This is a genomic window from Pseudoxanthomonas sp. LjRoot143, assembly GCF_964252945.1.
Taxonomy (GTDB): Bacteria; Pseudomonadota; Gammaproteobacteria; order Xanthomonadales; family Xanthomonadaceae; genus Pseudoxanthomonas_A.
In genome coordinates, this window is record NZ_CAXUPM020000001.1 from 3591537 (window position 1) to 3603693 (window position 12157).

The 12157-nt window shown below is 68.7% G+C and carries 9 protein-coding genes; 4 read left to right on the top strand and 5 right to left on the bottom strand.

Going from position 1 to position 12157, the window contains the following annotated elements; all coding sequences use genetic code 11:
• Positions 1-10: 10 nt before the first annotated feature.
• Both ACSQ1W_RS17405 and ACSQ1W_RS17410 read right to left on the bottom strand, forming a co-directional pair.
• Positions 11-3307 carry an ankyrin repeat domain-containing protein gene (locus ACSQ1W_RS17405; protein WP_436044979.1) on the bottom strand — a complete coding sequence of 1099 codons (3297 nt, stop codon included), beginning with the start codon at positions 3305-3307 and terminating at the stop codon, positions 11-13.
• On the bottom strand, positions 3300-3557 hold the full coding sequence (locus ACSQ1W_RS17410) for a YcgL domain-containing protein (protein ID WP_436044980.1): 258 nt from the start codon (positions 3555-3557) through the stop codon (positions 3300-3302). Before ACSQ1W_RS17410 ends, ACSQ1W_RS17405 begins: the two co-directional genes overlap by 8 nt.
• Positions 3558-3718: 161 nt before the next feature.
• Between ACSQ1W_RS17410 and ACSQ1W_RS17415 the strand changes: the two genes are divergently transcribed.
• The 3 genes from ACSQ1W_RS17415 to hemF are packed head-to-tail and all read left to right on the top strand — an operon-like array spanning position 3719 to position 7598.
• The gene (locus ACSQ1W_RS17415; RefSeq protein ID WP_436044981.1) at positions 3719-6085 is read left to right on the top strand and encodes a prolyl oligopeptidase family serine peptidase; all 2367 of its coding nucleotides are present in this window, start codon (positions 3719-3721) and stop codon (positions 6083-6085) included.
• A gap of 4 nt (positions 6086-6089) precedes the next feature.
• Positions 6090-6659 carry a hypothetical protein gene (locus ACSQ1W_RS17420; protein ID WP_436044982.1) on the top strand — a complete coding sequence of 190 codons (570 nt, stop codon included), beginning with the start codon at positions 6090-6092 and terminating at the stop codon, positions 6657-6659.
• 9 nt (positions 6660-6668) lie between these two features.
• Entirely contained in the window at positions 6669-7598 is a 930-nt protein-coding gene (hemF, locus tag ACSQ1W_RS17425; RefSeq protein ID WP_436044983.1) for an oxygen-dependent coproporphyrinogen oxidase, read from the top strand.
• Between the two features lie 17 nt (positions 7599-7615).
• On the opposite strand, the gene ACSQ1W_RS17430 is transcribed toward hemF, so the two are convergent.
• Together ACSQ1W_RS17430 and polA are read right to left on the bottom strand one after the other, a co-directional pair.
• Entirely contained in the window at positions 7616-8104 is a 489-nt protein-coding gene (locus tag ACSQ1W_RS17430; RefSeq protein WP_436044984.1) for a DUF421 domain-containing protein, read from the bottom strand.
• A 365-nt stretch (positions 8105-8469) separates the two neighbouring features.
• The gene (gene polA / locus ACSQ1W_RS17435; RefSeq protein ID WP_436044985.1) at positions 8470-11247 is read right to left on the bottom strand and encodes a DNA polymerase I; all 2778 of its coding nucleotides are present in this window, start codon (positions 11245-11247) and stop codon (positions 8470-8472) included.
• A 106-nt stretch (positions 11248-11353) separates the two neighbouring features.
• Between polA and ACSQ1W_RS17440 the strand changes: the two genes are divergently transcribed.
• Positions 11354-11650, top strand: coding sequence for a DUF2782 domain-containing protein (locus ACSQ1W_RS17440; RefSeq protein WP_436044987.1), 297 nt, complete (start codon positions 11354-11356; stop codon positions 11648-11650).
• Between the two features lie 10 nt (positions 11651-11660).
• Here ACSQ1W_RS17440 and ACSQ1W_RS17445 read toward each other — a convergent pair whose 3' ends face one another.
• Entirely contained in the window at positions 11661-12107 is a 447-nt protein-coding gene (locus ACSQ1W_RS17445) for a universal stress protein (RefSeq protein ID WP_192273828.1), read from the bottom strand.
• Positions 12108-12157: the final 50 nt, after the last annotated feature.

A 12157-nucleotide genomic window follows, 5' to 3' on the forward strand; every position in this document is an offset into this window, starting at 1 on the left:
CGGATCCGGGTCAGCCGCGGTCGCGCAGGAAACGTGCCATCGATGCGCCCGCGCCGGGTGTGGCGGGCACGAACTCCGCCGCCACGTCGATGAAGCCGCGCATCACCGCGATCTCGCGCGGCGTGCGGTTCAGTGCGTCGCGCAGCTCCGGATCCGCGCCGGCCCGCAGCAGGCGGCTGACCACGCGCAGCAGGCCGTGCAGCGATGCCAGGTGCAACGGACCGAAGCCGCGCGGGTCCTGCACGTCCAGCGACACGCCCTCATCGAGCAGGCGCTCCAGGCCGGCGAGCACGACTTCCTCGTCGCAGGCGGTTCCGGGTTCGGCACGCGCGCCGAGCAGCAGCAGCAACGGCGTCACCGCGCCGGCCGCCGCCTGTTCGAACTCCGCACCGGACAGCAGCAGCGTATCCAGCAACGCCACCAGTCGCGGCTTTTCGCGGGCGGTGAACCCGTAGAGGGCGGCGCAGTGCAGGGGCGTCAGCCCTTGCGCATCGCCGGCGTGCACGTTGGCTCCCGCCGTGATCAGGCGTGCGGCGATCTCCGGCAGCCCCAGGGCCGCCGCCAGCATCAGCACGGTGACGCCACCGGGCAGGCGGTGCTCGATGTCCGTGCCGGCCGCGAGCAGGGCACCCACGATCTCGACCTGGCGCATGCTGACCGCGGCCGACAACGGCGTGGCGCCGGTATTGGCGGCGCGCTGCGGATCGGCACCGCGCGCCAGCAGCAACTCGACCGTGGACGCGAAGCCGCCGCCCGCCGCGCGCAGCAGCGCCGTGCAGCCCTGGGCATCCGGCGAATCGACGTCGAAGCCCAGGTCCAGCAGACGCCGCACGGCATCGCGGTCGCCGGCCATCGCGGCGGCCGGCAGGTCGGCCGGACGCAGCGCACGGCGTGGCAACGACCAGATGCGCCAGTCGAGCCAGTCGGCCAGATCGCGGCGGCCGCACGCCAGGGCGACGCCGAGCGGCGTCTGCCCGTCGGCGGCGCGCGCGTCGGGCGAGGCGCCCTTCGCGACGAGCTGCTTCAATGCGGTTTCGCGACCCAGCACCGCCGCCAGATGCAGAGCGGTCATGCCATGGCTGTCGCGTGCCTCGCGGTCCACGCCGATGTCGAGCAGGCGGTCGAGCACGCGCTGCCATCCCAGGCGCACCGCCAGCGACAGCGCCGGGTCGCCCTGGGGTGACGGCGCGAACGGATCGGCGCCACGTTCCAGCAGGTCCAGCGCGCAGGATTCCAGCGCGCGCGCCGCCTGGTCGTCCGCCGCGCACGCCGCCATGAAGCGCGCCAGTCCGCCAGCGCCTGCGGGCGGGATGCCGCGCGCCAGCAAGGTCGCCAGCGCCGGCTGCCCGGTCGGGCCTTGCGCGAGCAGCGCGAACAGCAGCGTGTCGCCATCCGCATTCCGGCTTTCCGCATCCGCGCCGTGGCGCAGCAGCCACGTCAGGCGTGCCGGGCGCTGCATGTCGGTGTCGTGCAACAGCGCACCGAGCTCCTCGCGCGAACTCAATCGTGCCAGCGCATCAAGACCGTCGAACTGGCCGCTCGCCAATCCCTCGCGCAGCAGTACCGCCGGTGCGCGGTCGGGCGGCGTCTCGTCGTCCGCGGCAGCGACGGCCGTGGGCAGCGCGTACCCCGGGTCCAGCGCCGAGACCAGCGCCCAGCGGCCGGCTTCGGCCGCGACATCGACCGCACGGCGATCCTGCGCATCGGCCAGGGCAGGATCCACGCCCCAGTCCAGCAAACGGCGCACCAGCGCAGGCGAGGCGTGCTCGGCCGTGCAGGCCAACATCAGCGCACTGCGGCGCCCGGCATCCAGCGCGTGGCGGTCGGCGCCGGCATCGGCCAGCTTCTCCAGCACCTGCAGGTGCGCACCACGCGCCGCATCCAACCACGGCGTGCGCTGCTGTGCGTCGCGTGCGTGCACGTCGGCACCGGCCGCGAGCAACGTGGTGGCGATTTCCGCATGGCCGGCGAAAGCGGCTTCGTGCAGCGCACTGCGGCGCTGCGCGTCGCGTGCATCCACCTTGGCCTTGTGCTTGAGCAGCAACTGGACGCCGGCGGGATCGTCCTCTTCCGTCGAGGCGGCCGCCAGCAGCACCGGCTGCCCCCCCTGCGGATCGGGCCGTGCGCCACGCTCAAGCAGGAACTTCGCCAGCCGCCAGTTGCCGGCCACGCAGGCCACGCCCAGCGGCGTGAGGCCATCGTGGTTCAGCGCATCCAGTTCCGCTGCGGCATCGCGCAGCAACGCGACGACGCCCGGATCGGAACTGCGGGCGGCATGATGCAGCGGCGTGTTGCCGTCGGCATCGGCGATACGCGGATCGGCGCCATTGGCCAGCAGCGTGGTGACGGCATCGGGCCGGCCATGCCAGCTGTCGCGGGTCGCCGCGAGCAGCGGGGTGACGCCGGCATGCGCGTGATTGAGGTCGACACCGTGCGCGATCAGCGTGCGCAGCAGGCGCAGGTCGGGAAGCACCGCCGCCAGCACGCCGAGACTGCGCTGGTCGCGCGCGCCTTCCGCCGGCAGGGCATGCGTGTCGGCACCGGCCTCGATGAGTTCCAGCGCGCGGTCCACGCGACCGGAGCGGGCGGCATCGAACAGCGCCCGCTCCAGATCCAGGTCCTGTGCCGGGTGTTCGCCGGCCGTCGCGGTATCGACGTCGTCATCGTCGCTGTCCGGCATCTCCACCACAGGCAGCACGCCCGCGCCGTCGAACCTCTGTACGCCCAGGTGCAGCACCGGCAACAGCAGCGCATAGGCCACTGCGGCGCCAACACGCCCCGCCTCCGGCACCAGGCCCGCCCAGGCCAGGCACAGCCCGCCGCCGACCGCGAGCGCCAGCAGCGTCGCCACGGCCAGGCCGCGCCAGGCATGGAAGTCGCGCTCGACCAGGCCTCGCCAGTGCGCGGCGAGCGACCCGCCATCGCGCTCCAGCCCATGCCATAGCGGCCACGTCCGCCACAGCCCGACGATCACCGCACCCACCACTGCGCTGACGCCCAGCGCCGCCGGCAGGCTGCCGCTGTCGTGCAGCGAGGCCAGCGGCCAGGCCAGCAGCGCCGCGCTACCGGCGAAGGCGACCGCCCAGGCCAGCAGCAGGGCGGGCAGGTCTTCTCGCCATGCGCGCGCAGGCGCCAGCACGCGGGTCCCGCGCAGCCACGACACGCCCAGCGCGATCGCCGGCTGCGCCAGGCATGCGGCGACCGCCGCGACCACGCCACCGGCCCAGCCCCCCGCGCCGGCCAGCAGCACGCCGGCCAGCAACGCGGCGACAGCGACGGGACGGGGCTGCAGGCGCGACTCAGGCATCGGCACGGACGCGCGGATCGGGCTGCGGCGGGAACTGGATATGGAAGCCGCGCGCCGACAGGTTCTCGCGCACGACGGCGGCGTCTTCGCGCGCCAGTTTCCGCTCGGGGGTCAGGGCCACTTCCAGCACGAACGCCAGGTCGCCCAACTGGGTGCGCAGCGGTTCGGGCACGAGGGTGAAGTCGTCGCGCTTCGCCAGGTAGACGAAGGTGTCGGCCTTGCGCTGGCTCTTGTAGACGTAGGCTTGCATCCGCGCGTATCGCGCCCCGCGTGTGGACAAGCGGAGATTGTGCGTGAAATGCGGTATGCGCGAAACCCGCACCCGTTCACGCCGGGCATGACCATCGGCGGCCGGAACAGCGCGGCCGGACTGGTACTCTTGACCTCTTCACCTCGCACTAACGGATGCCCATGCGCCCTGCCCTGCTCGCCTTGCTGCTGCCGCTCGCCCTTGCGCCTTCGGTGCACGCCCAGACCTCCGTGCCGTTGACGATCGAACAGGCGATGGCGGAACCGGACTGGATCGGCCCGCCGGTCGAGCGCGCCTGGTGGACCTGGGATGGCAAGCAGGTGCAGTACGAACTCAAGCGCGATGCCAGCCTCGTGCGCGACACCTTCGAACAGGCCCTGGACGGCAGTGCCGCACGCCGCGTCGGCGACGACCAGCGCGCGGGGCTCGATACGGCGAACCCGACGTACGACGCGGCTCGCCAGCGCATGCTGCTGTCGCGCAACGGCGACCTGTTCGTGCGCGACCTGCGCAACGGTGCGCTGACCCAGATCACCCGCACCAACGAGGTGGAGCAGCAGGCCCGCTTCGCCCAGGACGGCACGGTGATCTGGCGCACTGGCGCCACCTGGTATCGCTGGAGCGCAGGCGGCGGCACGTCGACCGTTGCCGAACTGAAGACCGAGCGCGATCCGTTGGCACCGCCCAAGGCCGATGCCCTGCGCGAGCAGCAGTTGCGCACGATCCGCACGCTGGCCGATGACCGCGCCCTGCGCGAAGCCGCGCAGAAGCAGGCCGAGGCCTGGCGCAAGGCCGATCCCACCCGGGCACCGGCACCGGTCTACCTGGGTACGGAGGTGGAAATCGAATCCAGCTCGCTGTCGCCCAACGGGCGCTGGCTGCTGGTGGTGACGCGCAAGAAGGGCGCCGATGCCGGACAGGGCGGCAAGATGCCCAAGTACGTGACCGAGTCCGGCTACGAGGAATTCCAGGACGTCCGCACCCGCGTAGGCCGCAACGCGCCCCTGCCGCATGCGCTGTGGCGCGTGGACCTGACCGACGGCAGTGTCAAGCCGCTCGCCTTCGATCCACTGCCCGGCATCGACAAGGACCCGTTGGCTGCGCTGCGCAAGGCCGCCGGCAACGATCCGCTGAAGGGCAACCGCGACGTGCGCGTGGAAGGGGGTCGCGAGGGTGACGCCGTGGCCTGGACCAACGACGGCACGCAGGTCGCCGTGCAGCTCCATGCGGTGGACAACAAGGATCGCTGGATCGCCACAGTCGACCTGACGGGGGCACGCCTGCTGCCGCGCCATCGCCTGACCGATACCGCCTGGATCAACTGGGGCTTCAACGAGTTCGGCTGGCTACCGGACAACCGCACGCTGTGGCTGCTCTCGGAAGAGTCCGGCTACTCGCACCTCTACACCGCGGCCGGCACGGAGAAGTTCCGTGCGCGCACCTCCGGCAAGTGGGAAGTCTCCGAGCCGGAGATCGCGCCGGACGGCAACGGCTTCCTGTTCCTGTGCAACCGCGACTGGCCGGGCGACTACGAGGTCTGCAAGCTCGACCTGGCCAACAACGCGTTGCGCGAAGTGACTTCGCTGGACGGCGTAGAGAGCTTCAGCACGTCGCCCGACGGGCGCCAGTTGCTGGTCCGCCACTCGCGCAGCTACACGCCGGTGCAGCTGTCGGTGCTGGGCATCGACGGTGGCGACGCGAAGCAGCTGACGGATACCCGCAGCGCGGCGTTCAAGGCGCGCGAGTGGGTCGAACCGCAGTACGTGCAGGTGCCGTCGAAGCATGGCGCGGGTGTGGTGTGGGGCAAGTACTACGGCCCGAAGACGATGGAGCCGGGCAAGCGCTACCCCATCGTGATGTTCGTGCACGGCGCCGGCTACCTGCAGAACGTCACCGCGCGCTATCCCAACTACTTCCGCGAGCAGATGTTCCATCACCTGCTGGTGGAGCGCGGCTACATCGTGCTCGACCTGGACTTCCGCGCCAGCGAAGGCTACGGCCGCGACTGGCGCACGGCGATCTACCGCAACATGGGCCACCCGGAACTCGAGGACTACCTGGACGGCCTCGACTGGCTGGTCGAGCAGAAACAGGGCGACCGCGACCGCGCCGGCATCTACGGCGGCAGCTACGGTGGCTTCATGACGTTCATGGCGCTGTTCCGCGAACCCGGCAAGTTCAAGGCGGGCGCCGCGCTGCGTCCGGTCGTGGACTGGACGCAGTACAACCACGAATACACCAGCAACATCCTCAACACGCCCGAGCTGGATCCCGAGGCCTACCGCGCCTCGTCGCCCATCGAGTACGCCGCCGGCCTGCAGGACCACCTGCTGATCGCGCACGGCATGATCGACGACAACGTGTTCTTCAAGGATTCGGTGGTGCTGACGCAGAAGCTGATCGAACTGCGCAAGGACAACTGGGAGCTGGCGGCGTATCCGCTGGAGCGCCATGGCTTCACGCGCTCGGACTCGTGGCTGGACGAATACAAGCGTGTCCTCAAGCTGTTCGAGCAGAACCTGAAGTAGGACGATGGCCTCCATCCAGGCCAGCACCCTCGGTTCGGCCTTCGTCACCGTGACGGCGAAGGTGTCGATCGTGATCGGCGTCTTCGCCGCACTCTACGCCGCGATGCAGGTCATCGCGGCGGTGCTCCTGCTGGGCCATGTGGACATCGATGCGGTCCTCGGCTTCCTGTCGGCGCAGTCGGTTCCTGCCCCCGTGGTGTGGGTGCTCACGCACCTGACGACGATCGCCGTCGCCTTCCTGGCAATCTGCATTGCGTTCCTGGCGGTGTCGGTCGGGCTGCTACGCCGCCACGCATGGGGCTGGTGGGGCTTCGTGCTGTTCATGGTCATGGGCGCGGCCGCCAACTTCGCCGGCATTGCGGCGATGGATGCGGCGTTTTCCCTGGTGCAGGCCCTGCCGCACCAGCCCGAGACGGAGCAGTTGCGGACCGAACTCGCCGCGCTGCGGGTACTGACGCTGGCCACGCTCTGGGCGACCGCGATCGTGTTCGCAGTACTGCATGGCTTGGTGGTCTGGCAATTGTGCAAGCCTGCCGTGCGGTCGGAATTCGGGATGCCCCGCTCGCCCCGCTAGAATGTCGGCATGAACGACATCACGCCCGTCCGCGATTATCTGACCGACCTGCAGGACCGCATCTGTGCCGCCATCGAAGCCGCGGATGGCAGTGCGCGCTTCCACGAAGATGCATGGGCACGTCCACCGGGCGACGCATCGCCGATCCGAGGCGGCGGCCGCACGCGCGTGCTGCGCGATGGCGCGGTGTTCGAGCAGGCGGGCATCGGATTCTCCGATGTGTCCGGCGACCGGCTGCCGCCCTCCGCTTCCGCGCATCGCCCGGAGCTGGCCGGCGCGTCCTGGCGCGCCGTCGGCGTGTCGCTGGTCTTCCACCCCCGCAACCCCCACCTGCCGACCACGCACGCCAACGTCCGCCATTTCCGCGCCGAGCGCGACGGCGAGACAGTGGCATGGTGGTTCGGCGGCGGCTTCGACCTGACGCCCTTCTATCCTGTCGACGAGGACGTCCATCACTGGCACCGGACCGCACGGGATCTCTGCACGCCATTCGGCGGCCAGACGCGCTATGACGCGCACAAACGCTGGTGCGACGAGTACTTCTTCCTCAAGCACCGCAACGAGACGCGCGGCGTCGGTGGCCTGTTCTTCGACGACCTGAGCGAGGACTTCGACCGCGACTTCGCCTATCTGCGCGCAGTGGGCGACGGTTTCCTGGATGCGTACCTGCCGATCGTCGCGCGTCGTAAGGACACGCCGTACGGCGAGCGGGAGCGGCAGTTCCAGCTCTATCGCCGTGGGCGCTACGTCGAGTTCAACCTGGTCTACGACCGCGGCACGCTGTTCGGCCTGCAGAGCGGCGGACGCGCCGAATCCATCCTGATGAGCCTGCCTCCCCTGGTGCGCTGGGAATACGGTTATGCGCCCGAGGCAGGCAGCGACGAGCAGCGGCTCGCGGACTACCTGCGTCCGCGCGACTGGCTGGCCGAACTGGCCTGAAGCCGACCGGAGGGCGACTAGGCCTGTCGCGGGACCACCGTGATGTGCCCGTTGTTCTCCAGCACGGCGAGCCGGATGTCGGCCATGTCCAGGCAGCCTGCCTCGCGCATGGCCTTCTCGAAATCTTCGCGGCTGATCAACTCGCGGCGCAGCACGTCACGATAGACCTGGCCTTCGCGCGCGAGCAGTACCGGCGAACCTTCCACCCAGCGCTCCACCTTCGGCGAACGCGCCGACGCCAGGCCGACGAGCCAGTTCAGCGCGATCAGGGTGGCCGCGAGCAACAGGCCGCCGCCCACCGACGTGTCCTCGCCCAGCAGCGCGTTCTGCACGGCATTGCCCAACAACACGACCAGCAGCATGTCGAAGGGCGTGAACTGGCCCATCGTGCGCTTGCCCGTCATGCGGATCATCGCCAGCAGGATGAAGTACACCACGCAGGCGCGGAGCACGAAGGCCCACCAGGGCATGGCCAGCTCGAACATCTCGGCAAACGTCTCGTTCATGCACTACCCCACGGAGCGTAATGCGCGCACGGTAGCGCAGGCACCGCGGCAAACGACAGGCAATAAAAAGCCCCGCAGACCAGGGGGAGATCGGCGGGGCCAGGGGAGCGGGACCTGGGGAGGGGTCTTCGCTCCGGGGGAGATCGCTCCAGGGGATGGGAGAGATCAGTGACAGACGTTGCATCTGTCACGGGCTATATGACCACTCCGCACATGGATGGTTCGTGAAGATTCCGGTTAAAAAACCGTAAGATTCAGGAGGAATTCATTTTATTGAACTGCTCGGTATACAAATATACCTGACAGGGTTTTCCTGAACCTTCCGCAAGTCCATGTTCCGGAAGGGAAACCGTTTTCAGGCCCGTTCAATGGGCCTCTTCCCAGTTGTCGCCGACGCCGCTGTCGACCACCAGCGGAACGCTCAGTTGCGCTGCGGCGGCCATCCGGGTCGTCGCCTCTATCAGCAACGTCGGCACGAAATCGACTTCGGCTTCGAACACCAGTTCGTCGTGCACCTGCAGGATCATCAGTGCGCGTTCGCGGTGGTCGGCCAGCCACGCATCGACCCCGATCATCGCGCGCTTGATGATGTCCGCCGCCGTGCCCTGCATCGGCGCGTTGATCGCCGCGCGCTCGGCACCGGCACGCTGCCCCTGCGTCCCCTTGTTGATGTACTCCAGGTACAGGCGGCGGCCGAACACGGTCTCGACGTAGCCATGCTCGCGCGCCTGCTGGCGGGTGCTCTCCATGTAATCGCGCACGCCGGGGTACCGGCTGAAGTAGAGCGCGATGTAGTCCTGCGCTTCTCCACGCGCGATGCCCAGCTGGCGCGCGAGGCCGAAGGCGCTCATGCCGTACATCAGGCCGAAGTTGATGGCCTTCGCCGCGCGACGCTCGTTGCCGGTGACGTCCTCCAGCGCCCTGCCGAAGACTTCCGCCGCAGTGGCCTTGTGGATGTCGGCGCCGGATTCGAACGCACGCACCAGGCCGGGATCCTGCGACAGGTGCGCCATGATGCGCAGCTCGATTTGCGAGTAGTCGCAGGCGACCAGCTTGCGGCCCGCGGGCGCGACGAACGCCTTGCGGATCCGCCGGCCATCGTCGGTGCGGATCGGGATGTTCTGCAGGTTGGGATCGGTCGACGACAGCCGCCCGGTCGCCGCACCCGCCTGGTGATAACTGGTGTGCACGCGCCCGGTGGTGGAATTGACCATCTCCGGCAGTTTGTCGGTATAGGTACTGCGCAACTTAGCCAGGCCGCGGTACTCGAGGATCACGCGCGGCAGCTCATGCTGATCGGCGATCGCTTCCAGCGCCTCCTCGTTGGTGCTCGGTTGGCCGGTCGGGGTCTTCACCAGCGCCGGCAGCTTGAGTTCATCGAACAGCAGCGCCTGCAATTGCTTCGGCGAATCGAGGTTGAAGGTGCGCCCTGCGAGCTCGGTGGCCTTCTGCTGTGCGGCCAGCATGCGCTTGGACAGGTCGGCGCTCTGCCGGCGCAGTTCGTCGCCATCGATCTTGACGCCGTTGGCTTCGACGCGCGCCAGCACTGGCACCAGCGGCATCTCGATGTCGCGGTATACGCTTTCGAGACCCGGCTCGGCCGCCAGCTTCGGTGCGATGGCGCGGTGCAGTCGCAGCGTGATGTCGGCATCCTCGGCCGCATAGCGGGTGGCATCGTCGACTGCCACCTGCGAGAACGGGATCTGCTTGGCGCCCTTGCCGGCTACCGCTTCGTACTTGATCGTGTCGTAGCCGAGGAAACGCTTGGCCAGGCTATCCATGTCGTGGCGGTTGCTGCCCGAGTTCAGTACGAAGCTCTCCAGCATCGTGTCGTCCGCGTAGCCCTGCACGTCCACACCGTGGCGGCGCAGTACATGCAGGTCGTACTTGCCGTGCTGGCCCAGCTTGCGCTTGGCGGGGTCCGCCAGCGCCGGCGTGAGCGCCGCAAGGACGTCGTCGCGGTCGAGTTGTGGCGGGGCGCCCGGATAGTCGTGTCCGACCGGTATGTACACGGCCTGGCCCGGCTCGGTAGAGAAGCTCAGGCCGACCAGGGTGGCCTGCATCGGATCCAGGCTGTCGGTTTCGGTGTCAAAGGCGAACTCGTCGGCCTGCTGCAGGCGCGTGACCAGCGCATCGAGCTGCGACGGCTCCGTCACTGCGGTGTACTCGCCGGCAACGCCCAACGCCGGATCTATCGCGCCCTCGTCCACCGCGGCCGTGGCCACCCGGCCGGTACCGCGCGCACGGCCCGGCTCCTTCTCGGCGATCACCGACGAATCGATCGCACCGCCGTCAAGCTCCTTCAGTGCCTGCTTGAAACCATAGCGCGCGTACAGCTCCCGCAGCTGATCGACATGGCGCTCCCGGAGCTGAAGATCGGTAATCGCCTGATCCAGCACCACGTCCGTCTTGATCGTGGTCAGCTCGCGATTGAGCGGCAAGCGGGGCAACGCCTCGCGCAGGCTTTCTCCGATCTTGCCGCCGATCTTGTCGGCATTGGCAATGACGCCATCGAGCGTATCGAACTCGGCCAGCCACTTGGCTGCGGTCTTGGGCCCGCATTTGGGCACGCCGGGAATGTTGTCCACCGCGTCGCCCATCAACGCCAGGTAGTCGATGATCTGGTCGGCGCGCACACCGAACTTCTCGATCACCGCTTCGTCCGAATCCAGCCGGCTGCCGCTCATCGTGTTGACCAGCACGACGTGCGGACGCACCAGTTGGGCCATGTCCTTGTCGCCGGAGGAAACCGTCACCTCGATGCCCTGCGCCGCGCCCTGCAGCGCGAGCGTGCCGATCACGTCATCAGCCTCGACGCCCGGCACACGGAGAATCGGAAATCCGAGGGCCGCGACGATCTCCAGCAACGGCTCCACCTGCATGCGCAGGTCGTCCGGCATGGGAGGGCGATTGGCTTTGTACTCAGGGTACAGCTCGTCGCGGAACGTCTTGCCTGGGGCATCGACCACGAAGGCGGCGTAATCGGGTCGCTCCTTCAAGTAGGCACGCAGCATGTTCGCGACGCCGAACAGCGCGCCGGTGGGGAAACCGTCCGGTGCGGTCAACTCGCGGCCTTGTGCCTTGATGGCGTGATAGGCGCGATAAAGATAGTTGTAGCCGTCGATCAGAACGAGTCGTGTCATGCCCGCATTCTACGCCGCGCGTCCGGGCACGGCGTCACGCGCGCTTGCCCGCATTCGGCGCATAATCGACCGGTCATTCCCCCGACCGGACGCCACGATGAACCGCATGACGAGCCTTGCCCTGCCGTTGTCCTGCCTGTTGGCCGTGGCCGGCTGCGCCTCGACCGGCGGCAGCAACCCCGCCGACGTGGATCTGGCCAACGCCCAGGTGGCGGTGCGCACGGAAAAGAACGGCGACACGATCGAGGAATACCGCGTAGCCGGCAACCTGCGCATGGTCAAGGTCACGCCCGCGCGTGGCGCGCCCTACTACCTGTACGATTCCGACGGCGACGGCCGCCTGGACAAGAGCAAGGACAACAGCGACATCTCGCCGGTGTACTGGAAGCTCTACGGCTGGTGAGCCCCCGCGCTCAGCGGATCACCAGCACCGGCACGCCGCAGCGGGCCAGCACCTCGCTGGTCTGGCTGCCCAGCAGCAGGCGGCCGAGCGCGCGCCGTCCGTGCGAGGCCATGACGATCAGATCGCAGCCCTGCTGCTCGGCGGTATCGACGATCGCCTCCGCCGCATAGCGGTCGGCGACATGCAGCAGCTGAGGTTCCACACCCGCGTGTTGCGCCTGCGCCGTGACGCCGTCGAGCACCTTGCGCGCCGCTTCGTCACGCGCGTTCTGGAAATCCGGCAACGAAGTCGCGACCGCACTCCAGCCCAAAGCATCGTCGAAGCCGGTATTGATGGGTTCACTGACCGTCAGCACGGTCGTCTTCGCCTGCAGCTGCCGGGCCAGCGCGAAGCCTTGCGCAACGCCCTTTCCGGCCCGTTCCGAGCCATCGGTCGCGATCAGGATATGCCGGTACATGCCGCACCTCATGATGATGGGATGCGGGCATTACACGCGCTGCCGGCGTA